Annotated in this window: 20 protein-coding genes; 11 read left to right on the top strand and 9 right to left on the bottom strand. The window is 35.4% G+C overall.

The window, feature by feature from the left end; genetic code table 11:
- The first annotated feature begins 22 nt into the window (after positions 1-22).
- Positions 23-2179 (top strand): phage holin family protein, encoded by a 2157-nt coding sequence (locus J3U00_RS00620; RefSeq protein ID WP_267331206.1) that lies wholly within the window; start codon positions 23-25, stop codon positions 2177-2179.
- Between the two features lie 41 nt (positions 2180-2220).
- Here the strand turns inward: J3U00_RS00620 and glyA are convergent, their stop codons facing one another.
- Complete coding sequence (gene glyA / locus J3U00_RS00615; protein ID WP_267331205.1) at positions 2221-3477, bottom strand: serine hydroxymethyltransferase; 1257 nt, start codon at positions 3475-3477, stop codon at positions 2221-2223.
- Positions 3478-3768: 291 nt separating this feature from the next.
- On the opposite strand from glyA, the gene J3U00_RS00610 reads away from it, so the two are divergent.
- Positions 3769-4176: a hypothetical protein gene (locus tag J3U00_RS00610; protein ID WP_267331204.1), complete on the top strand. Its 408-nt coding sequence runs from the start codon at positions 3769-3771 to the stop codon at positions 4174-4176.
- Between the two features lie 233 nt (positions 4177-4409).
- Positions 4410-5336: a TIGR01212 family radical SAM protein gene (locus J3U00_RS00605; RefSeq protein ID WP_065562268.1), complete on the top strand. Its 927-nt coding sequence runs from the start codon at positions 4410-4412 to the stop codon at positions 5334-5336.
- 191 nt (positions 5337-5527) lie between these two features.
- Here the strand turns inward: J3U00_RS00605 and J3U00_RS00600 are convergent, their stop codons facing one another.
- Positions 5528-6466, bottom strand: a complete 939-nt coding sequence (locus J3U00_RS00600; RefSeq protein WP_267330084.1) for a DMT family transporter — start codon at positions 6464-6466, stop codon at positions 5528-5530.
- A 388-nt stretch (positions 6467-6854) separates the two neighbouring features.
- Here J3U00_RS00600 and J3U00_RS00595 point away from each other — a divergent pair, with 388 nt between their 5' ends.
- Genes J3U00_RS00595 through J3U00_RS00585 form a run of 3 tightly spaced genes read left to right on the top strand, consistent with a single transcriptional unit; the run spans position 6855 to position 10419 of the window.
- Positions 6855-7976, top strand: a complete 1122-nt coding sequence (locus tag J3U00_RS00595) for a glycosyltransferase family 4 protein (RefSeq protein ID WP_267331203.1) — start codon at positions 6855-6857, stop codon at positions 7974-7976.
- Positions 7969-8772 (top strand): lipopolysaccharide core heptose(I) kinase RfaP, encoded by an 804-nt coding sequence (gene rfaP, locus J3U00_RS00590; RefSeq protein ID WP_267331202.1) that lies wholly within the window; start codon positions 7969-7971, stop codon positions 8770-8772. Before J3U00_RS00595 ends, rfaP begins: the two co-directional genes overlap by 8 nt.
- Before the next feature lie 15 nt (positions 8773-8787).
- Positions 8788-10419 (top strand): DUF2813 domain-containing protein, encoded by a 1632-nt coding sequence (locus tag J3U00_RS00585; RefSeq protein ID WP_267331201.1) that lies wholly within the window; start codon positions 8788-8790, stop codon positions 10417-10419.
- 61 nt (positions 10420-10480) lie between these two features.
- Here J3U00_RS00585 and ettA read toward each other — a convergent pair whose 3' ends face one another.
- The gene (ettA, locus tag J3U00_RS00580; protein WP_065734240.1) at positions 10481-12148 is read right to left on the bottom strand and encodes an energy-dependent translational throttle protein EttA; all 1668 of its coding nucleotides are present in this window, start codon (positions 12146-12148) and stop codon (positions 10481-10483) included.
- Positions 12149-12373: 225 nt separating this feature from the next.
- Between ettA and J3U00_RS00575 the strand changes: the two genes are divergently transcribed.
- On the top strand, positions 12374-13225 hold the full coding sequence (locus tag J3U00_RS00575) for a hypothetical protein (protein ID WP_267331200.1): 852 nt from the start codon (positions 12374-12376) through the stop codon (positions 13223-13225).
- 53 nt (positions 13226-13278) lie between these two features.
- On the opposite strand, the gene nfsB is transcribed toward J3U00_RS00575, so the two are convergent.
- Positions 13279-13923 carry an oxygen-insensitive NAD(P)H nitroreductase gene (nfsB, locus tag J3U00_RS00570; protein ID WP_065562275.1) on the bottom strand — a complete coding sequence of 215 codons (645 nt, stop codon included), beginning with the start codon at positions 13921-13923 and terminating at the stop codon, positions 13279-13281.
- A gap of 580 nt (positions 13924-14503) precedes the next feature.
- Here nfsB and leuA point away from each other — a divergent pair.
- The 4 genes from leuA to leuD all read left to right on the top strand — a co-directional run bounded on the left by leuA (position 14504) and on the right by leuD (position 19280).
- Positions 14504-16051: a 2-isopropylmalate synthase gene (gene leuA, locus J3U00_RS00565; protein WP_267331199.1), complete on the top strand. Its 1548-nt coding sequence runs from the start codon at positions 14504-14506 to the stop codon at positions 16049-16051.
- Between the two features lie 61 nt (positions 16052-16112).
- Positions 16113-17192: a 3-isopropylmalate dehydrogenase gene (gene leuB, locus J3U00_RS00560; protein WP_267331198.1), complete on the top strand. Its 1080-nt coding sequence runs from the start codon at positions 16113-16115 to the stop codon at positions 17190-17192.
- Positions 17193-17256: 64 nt separating this feature from the next.
- Positions 17257-18666, top strand: a complete 1410-nt coding sequence (gene leuC / locus J3U00_RS00555) for a 3-isopropylmalate dehydratase large subunit (protein WP_267331197.1) — start codon at positions 17257-17259, stop codon at positions 18664-18666.
- A gap of 11 nt (positions 18667-18677) precedes the next feature.
- A complete protein-coding gene (gene leuD / locus J3U00_RS00550; RefSeq protein WP_065562279.1) occupies positions 18678-19280 on the top strand; it encodes a 3-isopropylmalate dehydratase small subunit in 603 nt (200 codons plus the stop codon).
- Between the two features lie 215 nt (positions 19281-19495).
- Here the strand turns inward: leuD and J3U00_RS00545 are convergent, their stop codons facing one another.
- From J3U00_RS00545 to yccX, 5 genes are all read right to left on the bottom strand, one after another.
- A complete protein-coding gene (locus J3U00_RS00545; RefSeq protein ID WP_416379872.1) occupies positions 19496-20911 on the bottom strand; it encodes an RNA polymerase factor sigma-54 in 1416 nt (471 codons plus the stop codon).
- 6 nt (positions 20912-20917) lie between these two features.
- Complete coding sequence (gene lptB, locus J3U00_RS00540; RefSeq protein WP_065562280.1) at positions 20918-21643, bottom strand: LPS export ABC transporter ATP-binding protein; 726 nt, start codon at positions 21641-21643, stop codon at positions 20918-20920.
- Between the two features lies 1 nt (position 21644).
- On the bottom strand, positions 21645-22199 hold the full coding sequence (lptA, locus tag J3U00_RS00535) for a lipopolysaccharide transport periplasmic protein LptA (protein ID WP_065562281.1): 555 nt from the start codon (positions 22197-22199) through the stop codon (positions 21645-21647).
- A gap of 3 nt (positions 22200-22202) precedes the next feature.
- Entirely contained in the window at positions 22203-22769 is a 567-nt protein-coding gene (gene lptC / locus J3U00_RS00530; protein WP_065562282.1) for an LPS export ABC transporter periplasmic protein LptC, read from the bottom strand.
- 101 nt (positions 22770-22870) lie between these two features.
- The gene (gene yccX / locus J3U00_RS00525; RefSeq protein WP_267331195.1) at positions 22871-23149 is read right to left on the bottom strand and encodes an acylphosphatase; all 279 of its coding nucleotides are present in this window, start codon (positions 23147-23149) and stop codon (positions 22871-22873) included.
- Between the last annotated feature and the right edge of the window lie 225 nt (positions 23150-23374).

The following is a 23374-nucleotide window of genomic DNA, read 5'->3' as shown; positions in this document are numbered from 1 at the left end:
ATATTTTAGTATGGAGGTGATTATGAGTCATACTTGGACATTTCAGCGTGTTGGTGGTTTAGATCAAGTCGTTTTAAAAAATGCCAATGACATTATCAATTTGCCCAATTTAGATCCAAAATTATGGGTTGCACTAAGTTGCCCGACTACCGGTTTAGATTTTGATCAAAGAACATTAGAGTTATTAGATTCTGATAAAGATGGACGCATCCGTATTCCTGATATTTTAGATGCGATTAGTTGGGTAAAAGATAAAATCGTCTCTTTCGATACTATTATTCAATCATCAGAAACTTTGTCGTTATCACAAATTGATGATTCAACCGAGCAAGGTAAAAAATTATTAATTACAGCGCATAGTATTTTGGCCAATTTAAATAAAAGCCAAGCCGATTATTTGACTCAAGATGATGTCCAACAATCACTAAAAATTAATGCCAGCAAGCTCTACAATGGTGATTTGATTTTTCCACCTTCTGCTGAGTTATCGCCTGAAATGCAAAGCTTTATCCAAACAGCCATTAAGACTACTGGCGGGCAAAAAGATATGAGTGGGCAAGATGGGATAAATCTGGAAATAGCCCAAACCTTTGTTAAAAATCTAAAAAGTTGGCAAGCGTGGCAAACTAATATCAGCAATACCCAAACACCTTTTGGGGAAAATCGCTCAGAAATATGGAAATTAGTTCAAGAGCTCAAACCCAAAATTGATGATTATTTTCTTCGTGTTGAATTAGCTCAATATGCGCCTCAAGCACAAACGGCATTAAATGTTGATGAGAAATATATTGTCCCTTCTCAAAATGGATTACTTTCAGATGAAGCGCTTTCTGAACTGCCTTTATCTAAGATTGATACTAATAATTCATTGGATCTCGTTAATGGGCTTAACCCACTTTGGAAAAGTAAAATCACCCGATTTAGGGCTTTAGTGGCTTCTCACTTATCCGATCCAAATCATTTAACACAACAAGAGTGGCAAAATATTCAAACTAATCTTGATGCCTACGCGACATTAATTAGTTCTAAACCCGATATAGAGCAGTTAAGTGTTGCAACTAAACCAACGGCGAGTATTGAGGATATTCCCGCCGATCAGATCACTCATTTTATCAATGATAATTTATTAGATGAATTTGAGAAAATGGTCGAACAAGATAATAAAACGCCTATTTCAGCTTCGGATGTTTTTGTGTTAGAAAAGTTGGTACTTTTTCAAAAACATCTTTATCGTTTATTGATTAACTTTGCTTCATTTGCCGAGTTCTTCTCACTTGACCATTATGCCGCTTTTCAATTAGGCAAGCTTTATATTGACGGCCGCTGTGCTACGCTTTGTGTTGCCGTTGAAAACATCGCTAAACATTCAACAATGGCAAATTATTCAGAGCTATGTTTGCTGTATTGTGAATGTACAAGGCTAGGTCAAAAACAGACGATTGTCGCTGCCATAACCGCCGGACAAGGTGATTTATTAATGGAAGGCCGTAATGGGGTGTTTATTGATAATGCTGGTAATGATTGGGATGCTAATGTGGTCAAAATGATTAGTAAGCCAATTAGTATTCAACAAGCAATTTGGGCACCTTATCAACGTATTGGTCGATTAATCACGGAACAGATTAATAAATGGGCAAGCAATAAAGACGCAGATATTGAAAAGACCAGTACACAAGCTGTGCAAAATCCAGAAAATAAATTTGATATTGGTAAGAGTGTTGGCATATTTGCTGCGATTGGCTTAGCAATAGGCGCGATTGGTACAGCACTTGCTACCATTTTTCAGGCTATTTTTTCTCTTTCCTGGTGGCAATTTCCATTGGTGATTTTAGGTTTATTCTTAATTATATCTGGGCCATCAGTCATTTTAGCTTGGTTAAAATTAAGAAGAAGAACATTAGGTCCATTGCTCGAAGCTTCAGGTTGGGCAATCAATGGGCAAGTAAAAATCAATTTACTCCTTGGTGGACTACTGACCAGTAAGGCCGAATTACCAGCCAATGCTAAACGAAACTTAAGTGACCCTTTAAGAAAACGTAATAAAAAAGCACGGATAATATTTTGGTCAGCTATCTTAGTTGGTGTACTACTTGTTGGCAGTGCAGTATGGTTTAAAGATGATATTGCCAATTATGTTAAGCAGCAACAACAGATGACTCAAAAAACAACGCAAAACTAATATTTTATAATAATTTCGCCGACATAACGTCGGCGAGAATATTAATGTTGATAAACAGGTAATCGATGACAAATTGCCAAAACTTTTTGTTTAACTGCTTGAATCGCTTGTTCATCATCAATGTTATCTAATACATCACAAATCCAGTTGGCTAATTCACGAGATTCTTCTTCTTTAAAACCTCGACGAGTTATGGCTGGTGTACCAATTCGAACGCCAGATGTCACAAATGGACTTTGTGGATCATTAGGTACGCTATTTTTATTGACGGTGATATTAGCACTACCTAAAGCGGCATCAGCCTCTTTACCGGTTATCTTTTTATCAACCAAATCAATTAAGAATAAATGATTTTTTGTTTCGCCAGACACGACTTTGTAGCCACGTTTGATAATTACATCAACCATCGCCTGAGCATTTTTAACAACTTGTTTTTGATATTCTTGATATGCTGGTTCCATCGCTTCTTTTAATGCAACTGCTTTGGCAGCAATGACATGCATTAATGGACCACCCTGTGCGCCAGGGAATACAGCTGAATTTAATTTTTTATAAAGTTCTTCACTGCCACCTTTGGCCAAAATAAGTCCACCACGAGGTCCGCCAAGCGTTTTGTGCGTTGTGGTTGTCACTACATGTGCAAATGGGACAGGATTTGGATAAACCCCTGCTGCTACTAAGCCGGCCACGTGTGCCATGTCTACAAATAAGAAAGCGCCTACACTATCAGCAATCTCACGCATACGCTTCCAATCAACCACGCCTGAGTAAGCTGAAAAACCACCGATGATCATTTTCGGTTTTGACTCTAAGACCGTTTTCGCTAATTGGTCATAATCAATATGTCCAGTTTCGTCAACGCCATAAGCAACCACATTATAGAGTTTACCGGAAAAACTAACTGGTGAACCATGAGTTAAATGACCACCTTGCGATAAATTCATACCTAACACAGTATCGCCCGGTTTTAACAATGCCATATAAACAGCAAAATTCGCTTGTGATCCTGAATGTGGTTGTACATTGGCATAATCTGCACCAAATAACGCTTTGGCTCGTTCAATCGCTAATTGCTCAACAATATCAACATATTCACAACCGCCATAATAACGTTTACCTGGATAGCCTTCAGCATATTTGTTAGTTAATTGAGTACCCTGTGCCTGCATCACTCTTGGACTGGTATAGTTTTCGGAGGCAATTAATTCGAGATGATCTTCTTGACGTTGCTCTTCACCCTTAATGGCGTCCCATAATTCCTTATCATAATCGGCAATAGTCATTTCTTTACTAAACATATTGACTCCTTGTTTTTGGATTACATTGACTTTTTGACTTAATTATTGTTTTCAAGTTTGGAAAACAGCATAACGAATATCCTTACTTAATCAGCCAACGATTTCAATCCTTTTTTTGAATTATAAAAAATATTTATAGTAAAGCAGAAGATCGCAATTATTGTTTTTTAGCCAGTTAATAAAAAATCAAACGATTTGTAAAAGTATCAGGACTAGACAAAAAAACGCTTTTTTTTTAATTAAATTTTTTGAATAATATTGGAAATTTGTCTTACCGAGTCTATTAACGCTATGAAAACGATTTACCGCATAATAAGTTTTATTATTTGTATTTTATTCAGTCAGATAGCTACTGCCTCTTTCCAAAATCTCTGTTTGCTAACCGGGACATTATTAGAAGATCCACAACACGGTATTTTTTCTATTGGCGAAGGCGAACAGGAACATGAAAAAAGTGTATTTGATATCAAGGTGTTAATTACCAAATCGGAAAAGAGGGGGCGCGCAGATCATGGTTGTTTTTTACCCAATGATAAACCTTACGAGTTAGAAGTAGGATTAGAAAAAGCCTTTCAATTACGCAATTATAAAAAAGGTGATCAGGTCGAATTAATACAATATGAAAGAGATATCCAAGATTGGAAAGATGATAGTAAGGTAGAAACTGAAACATCTTATTTTCTAGGTACAGAAAAATAAAAAGATTAGATTACTCGTATAATTTTCTCAGTATTAAGCTTTGAAAATATTGCGATTCTAAAAATCATCAATAAAACTTATTACGGCATAATATGTTACACCATAGTGTTCGTTTCAAAACATCTTAAAGAAAAGCCGACTAAAGTTACGTCAATTGTATATAAAAATTTATCATCGGTTGAATTTAACTCATTCGCTTCGTAAAATAGGCAAAATTTTATTTTTGGCTGATTATGCAACTTCATTTAGTGGTCAATACGTTTGGTGCTGACCTGCAACGCCGTTATGGCGAAAAAATCTATAAACTCACCTTACATGGCGGTTTTAGCTGTCCTAATCGGGACGGAACTATCGGTGTAGGCGGTTGCACCTTTTGTAATGTCGCATCGATTATCGATGAGTCGATTCAAGTCAAAACCATTTCACAGCAACTTGCCCAACAGGCGCATCAGATGAAAAAATCTAAGCGCTATCTTGCTTATTTTCAGGCTTATACCAGTACTTATGCCGAAGTCGAAATACTCAAAAATATGTATGAAGAAGCACTTAATAATGCCGATATTGTTGGACTTTGTGTTGGTACTCGCCCTGATTGTGTGCCGGATGAAGCGCTCGATTTACTTGCCAGTTATCATGCCAAAGGTTTTGAAGTTTGGCTGGAGCTTGGCTTACAAACCGCTCATGATAAAACCTTACACAGTATTAATCGTGGACATACGTTCGATGTTTATCATCAAACCGTTCAAAAGGCGCGTAGACTTGGTATAAAAGTTTGTACTCACTTAATTATTGGTCTACCTAAAGAAACTAAGCAAGATAATTTAATTACGCTAGATTGTGTTTTAAATAGCGGTGTTGATGGTTTAAAACTACATCCACTACATATTGTAGAAGGTAGTATTATGGCTAAAGCATGGCGTGCGGGTCGGCTTGATGTATTGTCCTTAGAGCAGTATGTCGATATTGCTGGTGATATTATTCGGCAAACCCCTGCCAATATTTTATACCACCGTATCTCCGCAAATGCCCGCAAACCCACCCTACTTGCCCCTGATTGGTGCGAAAACCATTGGCAATCGATGAATGCGGTTGATAATAATTTACGCCAATTTGGTGCACAAGGTAGTGCAATTAATGACACTTATCGCTTTGAGTTATAATATTGCTATAGCTTAACTTTGCTATCAATTATTTAGTTGCAACTTGCTATAGATTAGTTACCTAAAAAGTGTTGATAAAACAGGATTCAATCATAGTAGATAAGGATTGACTTTGATAAGTGTTAAAACCATTCAAAGTCAATCGATGTCTGAATCAAAAAATTAAGTTAACCTTTTGTTGAAGTAACGATTTATTGATTGTCTCTTTTTTTGTCGCTCTTTATCCACTTTTTAAAAACATTGACCGGTAATTTAGTTATAGCAAACCCACACAACATAATGATTGTACAAATGATGAAGTTAGTTGAAATGATTTTATGCTCATAAATCGATGAAATAAAAATAGCAACGACCGGGAAAATAATAAAAATAAATGACAATACTACCGGGCTCATTCGTTTTAATAAAAAGAAATAAGCAATAAAGCCAAATACGGATGCAAAAATACCGAGATAAATTAATGCTAACCAGCTATTTAACGAGATAGTTTGAAAATTATTTTCTTCAAAAGTAAAACTCAACAAACAAAGTGCGATACCCGCAACGCCTATCGGCAGTGTGTTGAAGGTAAAGACATTTATACCTTCGCCAGCTTTTTTGGAGTAAACATATAAAAAACCATGCATCAATGCCGCTAACAGTATTGATATTACGCCCCAAAAATCGCTATAGGAAAGAATAAAACCTTCAGAGATTAAAATGTACATCAAACATAAAAATCCCACTGTAATACCTATTACCTGATTTATATATATTTTATCTTTTAAGATTATCTTAGCGAAAATAATTGAAAAAATCGGCATAGTGCTAAATAACAATGAGGTTAAACCTGACGATACATATTGTTCACCAAAACTAATTAAATAATAAGGAATGGTAAAATAAAATAACGTTAATAGTAGAAAAAAATGGAATGATTTTCGAGGAAACAGTATTGGTGATTTAGCAATAATTGTAATTAATACTAAAAAAGGAAATGCGATAACAAAGCGCAGACCTGCGGCTAACAAAGGGTTAACAGTTTCAACGGCAATTTTTATTCCAATCCATGTCGTTCCCCATGTGAAGCACACAACGAGAAAGAGAAATAAAATAACATATTTGTTATTAAAAAAAATGTCCTTATTCATACTAATCTTCTCTTATCCATTAATAAAAACTAAGTTTGCTAATATAATATAAAATATAGGTTTTTGTAAGCTTATAAAAAATATTGTTAGATTCTCTTCAGAAAAATAGTTTTAGCTATGAATTTACTTTGATATAAAGTGCTTTGAACATGTCTAAAACAATCATTTATTTTTTAGTTCTTTTAATATTGTTAATAAGAAATGAAAAGATAATTATTTGCGATTCTAACCGTTAAAATCGCTTTCAGATTCTATTTAGTTTTTACTATTTCACTCTTAAATACTGGAATTTATAAATAGTCTTAACCATCCTTGTAGGCAAAATCAAGCTTTGCGCATCAATCAAGAGTGAGTATATAATATTCCTTTCTGACTTGAGGCAATCTAGATGCAACTAGCTTTTTGTATTTATAAATATTTCCCTTTTGGCGGGTTACAACGTGATTTCTTGCAAATTGCTACCGCTTGCCAAGCTCGTGGACATCAGATCCGTGTTTATGTATTGGACTGGCAAGGTGATAAACCAGCTGGGATTGATATTATTATCGTGCCCCAAAAAGGATTCTCTAACCATAGCCGAAATCAAGCCTATTATCATTGGGTGAAGGCTCACATACAAGCTAATCCAGTAAACTGTGTGGTGGGTTTTAATAAAATGCCTGATTTGGATGTCTATTTTGCTGGAGATACTTGTTTTGCTGAAAAAGTCGCTCATAAAGGCTTTTTTTATAGATTATCGAAACGTTGCAAGCACTATTTAGCATTTGAAAAATCGGTATTTTCACCTAGCTCACAAACTAAAATCATGGTGCTAACTAAGCAACAAATTCAAGATTTTAAGAATCACTATCATACCCAAGATGAGCGATTTTTTTTATTACCGCCAGGGATTGCTTTAGATCGAAAATATTGTGCTGATAGCCCCAAAAAACGTGAACAATTTCGACAAGCTAATCAAATTAGCTTAGATGATTTTGTAATTGTGCAAATTGGGTCAGATTTTAAACGTAAGGGAGTTGACCGTTCTTTGAGAGCTATTGCAGCTTTACCCGATGCGCTTAGGCAGAAAGTTAGCTATCTGGTCGTAGGACAGGATAATCCTGAACCTTATCAGAAGTTAGCCGATGACTTAGGCATTAGTAAACAAGTGCGTTTTTTCTCCGGTCGTAATGATATTCCTGATTTTCTATTTTCAGCCGATCTCTTGTTGCATCCGGCAAGGCAAGAAGCCGCAGGCATGGTATTGATTGAAGCTTTAGCGGCTGGGGTACCGGTGATTGTGTCGGGTATTTCTGGGTATGCTTATCATATCAGCCAAGCTAATGCCGGCATTGTGCTGCCAGAACCTTATGATCAAAGCACATTGAATCAAGCGTTAGAACGGTCTATTAGTGATAAGGAGCAATGGGGTAATTGGCATAATCATGCGATTGCTTATGGTGATAGTGAAGATTTATATCATCTAGCACAACGCGCAGCAGACATTATCTTAGGATGTCGTTATGAATGAAATCAAACTAAAATCACCCTTTAAAGAGTTATGGTTAGGTAAAGATCCATTCACTGAAGTTGAATTAATTTCAGGTAAAGTTTATCGTGCGGTTAAACAAAGAAAAACCCTTAATTTTGAGTTGGATGGTGAATCTTATTTTATTAAAATTCATCGTGGCAGCACGGTTAAAGAGATTGTAAAAAACCTTATTTCTTTACGTTTGCCAGTTCTAGATGCTAAACAAGAGTGGGATGCAATTCATCGTTTAGAGCAAGTTGGTGTTAATACGATGGATGGGCGAGCTTTTGGGCGCAAGGGATTAAATCCGCTTACTCGGCATTCGTTTATTATTACTAAAGATCTCAATCCAACCATTAGTTTAGAGGATTTTACTCGACCATGGTTAGACAATCCACCTTGCTATCATTTAAAACGTTCGTTAACTATTTATTTAGCTAATATGACCGCTAAAATGCACGGCGCGGGTGTCAATCACCGTGATTGTTATTTGTGTCATTTTTTGTTGGATTTACCGTTATATGAAAATAGTGAAGAAATAAAACTTTCTGTAATTGATCTTCATCGAGCACAAACACGTGATAAAGTCCCGACGCGTTGGCGTGATAAAGATTTAATTGGGCTTTACTTTTCATCAATTAATATTGGACTAACTCAGCGAGATATTTGGCGTTTTTTAAGAACCTATTTTAATAAACCCATTAAAGCCATTGTACGTGATGAGCATAAGTTAATTGATAGTGCTAAGCGTAAAGCTGAGCGCATTGCGAAACGAACTGAAAAGTACCAACTTTAACCATAAGGATATGTCATGTTTATTGAACAAATTGATATCAAAGGGTTTAGAGGAATTAAGCAACTTTCGTTAAAACTTAACGCTAAATCCAGCGTTTTAATTGGTGAAAATCAATGGGGGAAATCAAGTTTACTTAGTGCGTTAAAGTTGCTAACTCTAGATAATAAGTTTTATCAGTTTGTCGATTCAGATTTCTATTATGATAATGATAATGATAATGATGGTAATCATATCTCAATAAATGTTGTCTATTGTGAATCCTATCCAAATCAATTAAATGAACAAGCTTATCAACCTTTGCAAGCCATTAGCTATAGCTCGCAGTTAGATAATTTATATCGAATTACTTACCAAATGAGTGCTCAAAAAAGTGGTGATAGTATTATCACTGAGCATCATTTGTTAAATGAGCACGGACAGTTGTTAAAATTAGATGATTCTAAGTTATTAATTGCTATTTTAATTAATTTGAATCCAGTGATGCCGCTTAAAAATTCGATTAATGCTAAAGATTTACCTGTTACTAATCAACCTTTATCACAACACTTTATTGACCAGCTTTCCGAACAGTTAAAAGCCCATTCAGAGCAATTGAGCCAAGCTGAACTTAATCGAGGATTACAAGCTGCTCGTTCATTATTAGAATACTATTTTGTTGATTATCAACAACGTTCTAATTATAAAAAAATGGCGCAGAAAAATAGTCCAAAAGTAGAAGATTGGAATTCTCTTGAGCGCATCAATAATATTTTGGATGATTTGGATAATGATTATTTACGTACTGCCCTTTTAGGTATATTTGGTTCTATTGTTAATGCTAAGGGTGATAATCCACTATCACACAGCTCTGTGCCTATTTTAATTTTGGAAGAGCCAGAAAGTCAGCTACACCCAATTATTTTATCGGTTGGCTTTCGATTATTGAAAAATTTACCCGCTCAAAAAATTATTACCTCTAATTCAAGTGATTTGGTGTCGTTATTTCCTTTGGAGAGTATTTATCGATTAATCCGACTTCCAGATCAAATTGTCACTAAGTACATTTCACCTCATTCATTGAGTGTTGCCGATAGTCGACGCATTTTGTTCCATGTCCTTTATCGACGCCCTACAGCCCTATTTGCCCGTTGTTGGTTACTGGTTGAGGGTGAAACTGAAGTGTGGTTATTAAGAGAGCTCGCAGAACAAAGTGGTTATCACTTAAGTTCGGAAGGAATTCAATTGTTAGAATTTGCGCAATGTGGTTTAAAACCATTAATCCATTATGCAAATAAAATGGGCATTCGTTGGTACGTGATTACTGATGGCGATATGGCTGGAAAAAAATATGCCGAAACCGTGCAATCACAATGTGCTCCAGGTGAAAATCTAAACGATTATATTACTGTATTACCCGCGCGTGATATTGAAAACTTTTTATTCAAGCATGGTTTTAGTCATGTCTATAAATTAGCTGCTTATAATACCGTTGCTCATATTGATATGTCGGTACCCAAAATTATTCAAAAGGCGATCCACAAAAGCTCAAAACCGGATTTGGCTATTGCGGTTTGTGATGATGCTAAAGCTCGAGGCATTACAGCAATTCCAAGATTGTTAACCGATACTTTTGCTAAGTTGGTTAAGACATCTAAATCCTTGCTTTAAATTTTTATTGATTAGAGATTGATAAATCCGCCGATAACTTTCGGCGGAATAATTTATGAAGTTATTTTGTAATTCGTTTATATTTGGCTCGTTTAGGTTCAAGTGCCTCCGCGCCTAAAGTGCGTTTTTTCCACTCTTCATATTCGGTAAAGTTACCTTCAAAGAACTCTACATGCCCTTCGTCTTGGTAATCGAGAATATGGGTTGCAATGCGGTCTAAGAACCAACGGTCATGCGAAATGACTAATGCACAGCCCGGAAACTCTAATAACGCATTTTCCAGCGCACGTAAAGTTTCGACATCAAGGTCATTGGTTGGCTCATCGAGTAATAGTACATTACCACCAACTTGAAGTAATTTAGCTAAATGCACCCGACCACGTTCACCACCAGACAATTCACCAACTCGTTTTTGTTGATCCACGCCTTTAAAATTAAAGCGACCAACATAAGCACGGCTTGGGATTTCGAAGTTACCAATACGCATAATGTCTTGCCCATTTGAAATTTCATCCCAAACAGTCTTATTATCATCCATACTGTCACGGAATTGATCGACAGAGGCAAGTTGTACGGTATCACCTAATGTGATAGTTCCTGAATCTGGTTGTTCTTTACCTGATAGCATTCTAAATAGCGTCGATTTACCCGCTCCATTTGGACCAATGATCCCAACAATCGCCCCTTTAGGAATACTAAAAGAAAGATTATCGATTAATACTCGATCGCCATATGATTTAGTTAAATTAGCGACTTCAATAACTTTATCACCTAAACGTTGCCCAGGCGGAATAAAGAGTTCGTTAGTTTCATTACGTTTTTGGTAATCATTGTTATTTAATTCTTCAAAACGCGCTAAACGAGCCTTGCTTTTTGCTTGGCGACCTTTTGGATTTTGACGCACCCATTCAAGCTCTTTTTCAATCGATTTACGGCGAGCTGATTCGGTTGCCGCTTCTTGCGCTAATCGCTGATCTTTCTGTTCAAGCCAAGATGAATAATTACCTTCCCATGGAATACCTTCACCACGGTCTAGCTCTAAAATCCAACCAGCAACATTGTCTAAGAAATAACGGTCATGGGTTACGGCGACCACAGTGCCTTCATAGTCATGTAAAAAGCGTTCTAACCATGCGACAGATTCAGCATCTAAATGGTTAGTCGGTTCGTCAATTAATAACATGTCTGGTTTTTCCAGCAATAACTGACAAATCGCTACTCGACGGCGTTCACCACCGGATAAATTTTCGATTTTTGCATCCCAATCCGGTAGACGCAAGGCGTCAGCTGCTCGCTCTAGTTGGTTATCTAAATTATGCGCATCTTGCGATTGTATAATTGCTTCAAGTTCAGCTTGTTCTTTGGCTAATTTGTCAAAATCAGCATCTGGATCAGCATAAGCCGCATACACTTCATCTAAACGAGCCAATGCTTTTTTGGCATCACCAACGGCTTGTTCAATTGCTTCACGTACAGTTTGTTTAGGATCAAGTTTAGGTTCTTGCGGTAAATAACCTATTTTTATGTCCGGCTGTGGACGAGCTTCACCTTCAATTTCGGTATCCACTCCTGCCATAATTCGTAGTAATGTCGATTTACCTGCCCCATTTAAGCCAAGAACACCAATTTTGGCACCGGGGAAAAAACTTAATGAGATATCTTTTAAAATATAACGTTTAGGAGGAACAATCTTCCCAACACGATTCATGGTATAAACATATTGCGCCATAAAACATCATCCGTTTGTTAAATTAATCATAGCCAAGTTAATTTTACTTGCTATAAAAGTCATGCCGTATATTGTAACGATTCTGTCAATGGGGTCTAGGGTTATTTGTCGAATTGATTAGATTTATTCACTGTCGGTTTTGTTTTTTACATACAATTTACTCAGTTTTATATATAATCAATTAAATTGACAGTATTAGTGATAAAGACCATTTTAGGAGCAAGGATGAGTAATATCACCGTTAATTGCCACATTGATCGACAATATTTAGTCGATACTTATTACGCACTGCTAGATTGTTTAGATAATGATTTTGCAGAACAATTAGATGATTCGATTGCTGATAATATGCGTAATTTTACCTTCACCTTCGATAATGAAAAAATAGTACAGCTAAATAGAGATAAAAACGAAGTCAATACTTTCTATTACTCTGATTTGTATCAAATAAAAGAAACCACAACTGGATTATTTTTTTTTAGTAATAAGATTATTTTTGAATTTGTTCGTTATGATCTTTTTCAACCGGATGAGTTACTGCTGCTAAAAGATTATCTGGCTCCTTATTTAAACAAAAACCAACAACCCGAAATAGCAACGGTAAATTATCAATTTGACTATCAAAAAGTATATGCTTTTATTTGTTATCAATTTCGAAATTCAAGAAAAAGGATGTTTATTTTATCTACTATCCTTTTATTTCTGAGTTTGTTGCTATTTCCAAAAAATCCTACTTTATCAGTACTAATTTTCATACTGCCTATTTTATTACTTACCTTATTTTTGGCTAATTTTAAAAAACAATCAAAAAAGCAGGTTTTAACATTGAATGAACGCTTTGGCAGTATGACCTGTATTTTTTATGATGATCATCTAACATTCAATTACAAAAAAACAGTTGGATCTTTTAATATTAACTATGCTGAATTTCATAAAATAGATAAAACATCAGAAGGTTATGTGTTTTTCATACAAGAGAGTTCGGGGTATTACTTTTTTTATAACGAGTTTAGTTTAGAACAACAACAAGCGCTGGAAGAGAAACTGAAACACTATAAAAATTATTCAGTGAAATAAAAACATACCTTTTTTACTCATCCCACCTAATACGAGGTGGGATGTTAATCAGATTATAAAAAGGTGAAGATTTGATCTTTCGGCAAACGTGATTTTGGACGATGCGCATTACCATCATCTTGAGCACGATAACCTAACGTTGCAACCACAATGCTTTTCAATCCTTTGCTTTTAAGATCTAAAATTTCATCCATTTTAGCAGAATCGTAACCCTCTATTGCGGTAGAATCAACACCAATTGCCGCAGCAGCAAAAAGCAATTGCCCTAATGCAATATAGGCTTGTTTACCTTCCCAGCACTGTTGTGATTCAGGTGTTTTGCTATTTAAATTTACAAAATAACGTCGTCCCTGATCTTGAGACGCCTTTAATTCCGCCGAAGGCAAACGACCGTCTTTCTCTTCTTGATTAAGGAGATTAACTAAATGGGCTTCATCCAACGGAGTTTTAATACAAAAAACAATAGTATGTGATGAGCCGGTGACACGTGGTTGATTAAAATCAGCTATTGCCGGCAAAATTTTATTTTTAGCCGCTTCATTATCAATAACATAAAAATGCCACGGTTGAGAGTTGACCGATGACGGACTGTTTCTTAAAACAGTTAATAACTGTTCAATCTTATCTTGGGGAATCTTTTTCGTTTTGTCATAATGTTTGGTGGTATAACGTTTTTGTGAAATTTCGACAATATTCATAATGGCTCCAATAATTGATAATTAATTCTGAAATAGCGTTACTTGTGTAAAACTATTTTTTAGAGCAAAAAATGATACATAAATAATGAACATTCTTATTTTTGAAATGATTATTTTGAATCTATTGAAAAGTACTTATCAGGCACCTTATCGCTTATGCCCTTAAACTCCTACCATTTTGCATACTATTAAACTATTTTTCAATTCAATTCTTGACGTTCTTTATTATGCATCATCAATAAATCAAAATAAAAGCTTAATAGTTAGACAAATTTTAACTAATGTTTTATCAAGTAAAAGGGTAAAATTTAAACATCTTTCTTGACATGCGTGAAGATTTTTGATAAAAAATGCAATAATATTTAATAAGTAATATAACAATTGAGAAGTTAATGATTAAATTTACTAGCCTCCTACTCAGCCTCCTCCTCGCATCAGTTTGCGCGGATAGCTTGTGTGTGGAGTAAAAGTGATTTAATACTTAACTCGACAAATTAACAAGAACCCGCGCTAAAGTGCGGGTTTTTTGTTTTCTTAACTTGAAATACCGAGATAGCACCAAAATATAAAGGAAATAACAATGAGCGATCAGATTATTATTTTTGACACAACATTACGTGATGGTGAGCAAGCGTTACAAGCAAGTTTAAGTGTTAAAGAAAAATTACAAATAGCTTTAGCATTAGAAAGAATGCGGGTTGATGTGATGGAAGTTGGTTTTCCTATCTCATCGCCTGGTGATTTTGAATCAGTACAAACTATCGCTAAAACCATTAAGAATAGTCGTGTATGTGCGTTGTCTCGTTGTATTGACAAAGATATTGATGTTGCCGCTGAAGCGCTAAAAGTAGCCGATCAATTTCGTATTCATACCTTTATGGCAACATCAACCTTACATGTTAAAGATAAATTAAAAATGACATTTGAAGATGTCGTTGAACGAGCGGTGCACTGTGTTAAACGTGCACGTAATTATACAGATGATGTGGAGTTTTCTTGTGAAGATGCAGGCCGTACCCCAATTGATAACTTATGTCGGATTGTTGAAGCAGCAATTCAAGCAGGGGCAACAACGATCAATATTCCGGATACTGTCGGTTATACTGTCCCTTATCAATTTGGTGGCATTATTCGTACCTTATTTGAATGTGTCCCGAACATTGATAAAGCGATTATCTCTGTTCATTGTCATGATGACTTGGGCATGTCGGTGGCTAACTCGATTAGCGCGATTCAGGAAGGTGCTCGGCAGATTGAAGGCGCGATGAATGGTTTAGGTGAACGAGCCGGTAATACTGCTTTAGAAGAAGTGATTATGGCGATCAAAGTTCGTCAAAATATCTTAAACGTTCACACTAATATCAATCATCAAGAAATCTACCGTACCAGCCAAATTGTAAGCCAAATTACTAATACACCAATACCGTCTAACAAGGCGGTTATTGGTAGCAATGCTTTTGCCCACTCTTCAGGAATACATCAAGATGGTGTATTAAAAAACCGTGAAACTTATGAAATCATGACACCAGAGTCGATCGGTTTAAATCAAATCCAATTAAATTTAACTTCACGCTCTGGTCGAGCAGCTGTTAAACATCGCCTAGAAGAATTGGGTTACCACGATAACGATTATAATTTAGATCAAGTTTATGAAGCTTTTTTAGAGCTTGCTGATAAAAAAGGCCAAGTTTTTGATTATGATTTAGAAGCTTTGATATTTATTAATCAACTTAAAGATGATCAAGAGCATTATGTTTTAGATTATTTTAATGTTCAATCAGGCTCTACTGTCGTTTCAACTGCGTCAGTAAGTTTGATTATTGGCGATCAAAAATATTCAGATGCGGCAACGGGTAATGGTCCAGTTGATGCAGTTTATCAAGCAATAAATCGTATTACCGGTGAACCAATTACCATTGTAAAATATCAATTAGCTTCTAAAGGTCAAGGTGAAAATGCCTTAGGTCAAGTTGATATCGTTGCCGAATATAAAGGACGCAAATTCCACGGCGTTGGGCTTGCGACTGATATTGTTCATTCATCCGCATTAGCATTAATTAATGTTTTAAATAATGTTTATAGAGCTAATCAAGTTGCTGAGCAAAAACAAAAATTGCACCACGATTAAAAATTAGATGCGATTTCGTTATTTATTGACGAAATGCTTAAATTAATTATAAGGAATAGATATGTCTCAAAATTACCATATTGCAGTATTACCTGGCGACGGTATTGGTCCAGAAGTGATGAAACAGGCTTATAAAGTGCTTGAAGTCATTCGTCAAAAATATAACCTTGCAATTACGACTAGTGAATATGATGTCGGTGGTGCAGCAATTGATATTCATGGTTGTCCATTACCTAAAGAAACACTAGAAGGTTGTGAAAAAGCCGATGCTATTTTGTTTGGCTCAGTTGGTGGTCCAAAATGGACAAACTTACCGCCAGATCAACAACCTGAACGCGGAGCTTTATTACCATTACGAAAACATTTTAAATTATTTGCGAATATGCGTCCTGCTAGTTTATATCAAGGTTTAGAAGAATTATGTCCTTTACGTGAAGATATTGCTAAGCGTGGTTTTGATATTTTATGTATGCGTGAGCTAACTGGTGGTATCTATTTTGGTTTACCTAAAGGTCGTGAAGGTTCTGGCCCTCAAGAACGTGCTTTTGATACTGAAGTTTATCACCGTTTTGAAATTGAGCGTATAGCTAAAATGGCATTTGAAGCTGCAAAAATTCGTCGTAAAAAAGTCACTTCTGTTGATAAAGCTAATGTATTACAAACATCAATATTGTGGCGTGAAGTTGTAAACGAAGTCGCTAAACAATATCCAGATGTCGCACTTGAACATATGTATATCGATAATGCAACCATGCAACTTGTTAAAGATCCTTCTCAATTTGATGTAGTATTATGTTCTAATTTATTTGGTGATATTCTATCTGATGAGTGCGCTATGATTACCGGTTCAATGGGAATGTTACCATCGGCTAGCTTGAATGAAGATGGATTTGGATTATATGAACCAGCTGGCGGTAGCGCACCAGATATTGCTGGTAAAAATATTGCTAATCCAGCTGCACAAATTTTATCTTTAGCATTATTAGTGCGTTATAGTTTAAAACGTGATGATATCGCCAAAGCTATTGAAAATGCAGTTAATAAAGCTTTAGAACAAGGGACCCGCACTATCGATCTTGCTCGTGGTGGTAGTTATGTTTCAACCGATGAAATGGGTGATACCATTTGTCGTTTAATTTAATTTTTAGACTAAGGGTTAAGCTATCATATTAACCCTTTTAAAGAATATTAAAGGAATATAAGCAATGTCTACAAAACCAAAAACATTGTATCAAAAATTATATGATGCACATGTTGTCTATGAAGCACCGAATGAGACCCCTATTTTGTATATCGATCGCCATTTGGTTCATGAAGTAACCTCTCCTCAAGCCTTTGATGGCTTACGAGCGATGAATCGTAAAGTCCGCCAACCTCATAAAACATTTGCTACGATGGATCACAATACTTCAACAAAAAGCAATGAGTTAAGTGCTTGTAGCGAGATGGCTAGAATCCAATTAACTGAATTAGCAAAGAATGCTGAAGAATTTGGCGTATCTTTATATGGTTTACAAAGTCCATTACGAGGTATCGTTCATGTTGTTGGACCTGAACAAGGCATGACATTGCCTGGTATGACCATTGTGTGTGGTGACTCACATACTGCAACGCATGGTGCTTTTGGTGCATTAGCTTTTGGTATTGGGACATCAGAAGTTGAACATGTTTTAGCTACCCAAACCTTAAAACAAGGTCGGGCTAAAACCATGAAAATTGAAGTAAAAGGCAAAGTAGCCAGTGGCATAACTGCTAAAGATATTATTTTAGCCATCATTGGCAAAACAACGAGCGCTGGTGGTACTGGCCATGTAGTTGAATTTTGCGGGGAAGCAATTACATCTTTGTCAATGGAAGGTCGAATGACATTATGTAACATGGCGATTGAAATGGGTGCCAAAGCTGGACTAGTTGCACCGGATGAAACCACGTTTGAATATTTGAAAGGTCGACAATTTTCGCCTAAAGGGACAGATTTTGAGCAAGCAGTCGCTTATTGGAAAACCTTAAAAACAGATGAAGGTGCACATTTCGATACGATTGTAACTTTGGAAGCTAAAGATATTGCTCCACAAGTAACTTGGGGAACTAACCCTGGTCAAGTCACTGCTATTGATAAGCAAGTTCCAAATCCACAAGATTTTTCTGATCCGATTGAAAAACAGTCTGCTGAACGTGCGTTAGCTTATATGGGTTTAACTGCCGGTACTAAGATGTCTGATATTAAGATCAATAAAGTGTTTATTGGCTCTTGCACGAATTCTCGTATCGAAGATCTTCGTGCTGCGGCAGAAGTCGCCAAAGGACGTAAAGTAGCTGATGGAGTTCAAGCTTTGGTTGTTCCAGGTTCTGGGCCTGTACGTGAACAAGCGGAAGCTGAAGGATTAGACAAAATTTTCATCGATGCAGGTTTTGAATGGCGTTTACCAGGATGTTCAATGTGTTTAGCGATGAATGATGATAAGTTAGCTCCTGGCGATCGCTGTGCATCAACCAGTAATCGTAATTTCGAAGGACGACAAGGACGTGATGCCAGAACACATTTAGTTAGCCCTGCAATGGCTGCTGCTGCTGCCATTACTGGTCATTTTACTGATATTCGCAAACCATTTTAAGGAGACTTGTCATGGCGAAATTTACAAAACATACTGGATTAGTCGTTCCTTTAGATGCTGCAAATGTGGATACTGATGCCATTATTCCTAAACAATTCTTACAGAAAGTTACTCGTACAGGATTTGGACAACATGCATTTCATGAATGGCGATTTTTAGATGATGCCGGTAAACAACCAAACCCTGAATTTGTGTTAAATAAACCTCGTTACAAGGGTGCGAGTATTTTATTAGCTCGTGAAAACTTTGGCTGTGGATCTTCTCGTGAACACGCTCCATGGGCATTAACAGATTATGGTTTTAAAACTATTATAGGATCGAGTTTTGCCGATATTTTTTATAATAACTCGTTCAATAATCAACTATTGTTAGTGAATCTACCTGAAGAAGATGTTGATGAGCTTTTCAAGATTGTAGAAGCCAACGAAGGAATTGAGTTTACTATTGATTTGGTTAACGAAGTTGTCATTGCTGGAGATAAACAATATCCTTTTAAAATTGATGCTTTTAAACGCCATTGTTTGTTAAATGGACTAGATAATATCGGTTTAACACTTCAACATGAAGATGCAATCAGTGCCTTTGAACATAAGATTCCAACATTTTTAGCTTAAAATCTTTATGAAAATATCATCGCTTATTGTTGTTTAAGCGATGATATCTCACTACTTCTTAAATAAACTTTCAACTACACTTCATATAAATAACTAACCAAAGCTATACTTGTAATCACTGAGTTTTATATTAATCAATTCAATTAGATAAATGGTTTATTGCTTATCGGTTAAGTTATCACTTAAGGTGTGATGACTAAATATTAAGAATTAAGTTAAAGTTGTTTTCTATGGCTTGATGGAGGTATTGATAACGCTTCACGATATTTGGCCACTGTACGGCGAGCAATTATGATACCTTGATTTTCAAGGAGTGAGACTAATTTACTATCACTCAGAGGTTTTTTAGAATCTTCATCTGAAATATATTTTTTAATTAATGCCCGAATTGCTGTGGAAGAGGCTTCCCCACCGGATTGAGTGTTAACATGACTTGAGAAAAAGAATTTTAACTCAAAAATACCGGTTGGGCATTGTAAATATTTTTGCGTTGTCACTCGTGAAATAGTCGATTCATGCATATCTATAGCTTCAGCAACATCAGATAAAATCATTGGCTTCATATATTCAGCGCCATTTTCAAAAAAGTCTTGTTGATGCTCAACAATAAATTGACTAACTTTTAATAACGTCTCGTTACGATTCTCGACACTTTTTATAAACCAATTAGCGTCTTGTAAATGTGAGCGAATATATTGGCTGTCATGTTCATTGCTGACTTTTTCCATCGCAGCATAGTGTTGATTAATACGTAGCGTTGGAACAGTATCATTATTTAATTCTGCTATCCATTTACCATCAATTTTTTTCACTACAACGTCCGGAATAACATAATCAGGTGGCGTGGTATTAACAGAATCCCCCGGATAAGGCTGTAAATGTTGAATAAAGTTAATAGTTTCTTTTAGTTGCTCATCAGAAGCATTTAATCGTTTTTTCAGTGTCCGGTAATCATGACTTGCTAATAAATCTAAATAGTCATTGATGATCTCTTTTACTAACGCCGGTGGTGTTACATGTTGGATTTGAATAGATAAACATTCTTGTAATGTTCTTGCTCCAACCCCGATGGGATCAAAATGCCAAATTCGCTTTAATACTGCTTCAACCTCGTCGAGCTCAATTTCATTATTACCTTGTTCCTCTAAAATTTCTTCAGTTGAAACAGTCAGGTAACCTCTTTCGTCTATTGCTTCAATAATGGATAGCGCAATTGCACGATCTACCTCACTAAAAGGTGTTAAATCTAATTGCCAATTTAAATAATCATGCAAGGTTTCGTGTGTTTCACCTTGATAGATAGGTAACTCATCATTACGATAATCAGAATAGGTTCCTGATGGTGTGCCTGCAGTATAGATATCATCTAAAGTTGCATCTAAAGGAATATCTTCTGGGATTTCTTGACTATCGAGTGCTTCACGAGTATCAATATTTTCGCTAGGCTCATGCTCTTCAACATTGATCTCATCGTATTGATCAGCAACCTCTAATAGTGGATTGTTTTCAAGTGCGGTTTGAATTTCTTGTCGTAATTCTAATGTAGACAATTGCAACATTCGAATCGCTAGTTGCAATTGTGGCGTCATTGACAACTGTTGCGATACCTTCAGTTGTAACCCTTGTTTCATCATAATCTATAATCTGAATTCATGTCCTAAGTAAACACGTTTTACATATTCATTATTTAATATGCTATCTGGCGTACCTTCAGCAATTAAATGTCCCTTATTTACTATATAGGCACGTTCACAAACATCAAGCGTTTCGCGGACATTATGATCCGTAATTAATACTCCTAACCCACGATCTCGTAGATGTTTAATGATATTTTTGATATCAATAACAGAAATCGGATCAACCCCAGCGAATGGTTCATCAAGTAAAATAAATTTTGGATTAGCAGCTAAAGCTCGAGCAATTTCAACTCTTCGTCTTTCACCGCCTGATAAAGATTGGCCTATATTGTCTCGAATATGTGTGATATGAAATTCTTCAAGTAACTCTTCTGCTCGATTTAATTTTTCATTTTTGTCAATATCTTGGCGTGTTTCTAAGATAGCCATAATATTGTCTATAACAGATAATTTTCTAAATATTGAGGCTTCTTGAGGTAGATAACCAATACCTTTTTGAGCACGCTCATGTAATGGTAAAATACTGATATCATGATCATCAAGATAGATTCTTCCTGCATTTAAAGTCACAATGCCAACTACCATATAAAAAGTAGTAGTTTTACCCGCACCGTTAGGACCAAGTAAACCAACAATTTCACCAGAATTGACGGTGAGACTTACATCTTCAACAACACGTCGTTTTTTATAAACTTTTGCGAGGTTTTCAGCTTTTAAAATTGACATTTTATTTATTCATCTCTTTAACTTGACTTGGGATGATAGTAGATTTCACCCGTCCTGAATTACCCGGCTGCGCAAGTATTCGTTGTTTTTTGACATCATAAGTAATGATCGGACTTTTTATACGGTTATCTTGCTGAATAAGCTCCGCATCACCTTGCAGTACAATATTACTTTCTTTCACATCATAAATAACTTGTGATGAATGACCTGTTACAACTTTATTATTTTTAGGCATAATTTGCTTATATCTTACAGGGTTACCATATCCAGTAATTTTTTGTTTGGTAGAGTCTTGCATATCGGTTATAACAACCTTATCAGCCCAAATGGTGAGACCTTCCTGAACAATCTGTACATTACCACTAAAGGTAATAATATTTTTTTCAATATCAATTTGTTGGTTATCTGCATCAATTGTAATAGGTTTATCATTAACAACCATCTTTTGATCTTTTTGGGGGGAAGACGCTTCAAAATTAGGCTCATCTGCAAAACAAGCAAATGATACATATAACATAAAAAATAATGGATAAATTGCTTGTTTTCTCAATCTCATTTTTTATTGTGCCTCAGTATTATAATAGGTTTTTATATTCTCAAGTATATTTGCCGTCTTTTCTCTTAAATCGCCGACTAACCCTGTCCCCGTCGATAAAAAGCCAATCCCTTTTATTTTTACAGGATCATTTGATGTGACAAGTTGTGTTTTTAAATCGACCACTGCGTTATCTGTCAATACTTGCTGTAATTGTGAATCAGGTGATAAATTTGTTAATTGTACATCTTGATAAAGGTAGATTAATTTATCATTAGTCAATGTTGCACGTTTTGCTTGAATATGCCAAGTCGCGGCATGTTCCTGATCGTAAAGCGTGACATTAGGTAAATCAAAATCTGTATTTTCATTGCTATCAAAATGTTTTACTTTGCTTGAAGCAATTTTATATACCATAGTGCCTGATAAATCATAGACATTGGTTATCATCTCATCACTTTGATAAATGGGTGTATCAGGCGAATTTGCGTTTGATGGTGCGACCGAAACACTATCTTCTGTTTGGTAAACAGAATAAATACCAATTATCAGAATAAGGAGTAGGATACAGATTAAATTTTTTTTATTCATAGTTTACGTTAATTATGTAAATAAAGTTAATCACTAATAAAAGTAGACCTTTATTACAAATCACCCAAAAATTGCCTTATTTTACTTTATTTTTTAGTAAATTAATATCTAACATTAAAAGAAGTTAAATCATTTTGGGGTACCATTTGAATAATTTTAATATTTGAAATTTTTGCTAAAGTTGGTCCTCCAGAATTAAGCCAATTAACTAGTGAATCTATCTGTTTACTCTCGCCAAGTGCGATAATTTCAACATTACCATTATCTAAATTTTTAACGTAACCTAATAAATTAAGTTTTTTTGCTTGCTGATAAGTAAAAAATCGAAATCCAACACCTTGAACTCTTCCACTAACCTGTATTTTAATTTGTTTTATCATCATATAACCTAAATAATTCAAGTTTACCTATTAGCCTAAATCAGTTATCGTTTTAATTAAACACTAATATTAATATTTTGGTTAAAATTTATTAAATTATTTAAAACATTAGTAATCTATCAGGCTGATTTTCTTTTGAATGAAATTGATAATATGGCTTCTAGTTTATTTAATTTTCAACCATCAATACTAATTAAGTAAAAGTAAGGTTGCATAAAACACATA

Source organism: Gilliamella sp. B3127, from assembly GCF_026536935.1.
Classification (GTDB): domain Bacteria; phylum Pseudomonadota; class Gammaproteobacteria; order Enterobacterales; family Orbaceae; genus Gilliamella; species Gilliamella apicola_E.
Note: the sequence above shows the minus strand (reverse complement) of the source record. Positions and strands in the feature narration are given on the sequence as shown.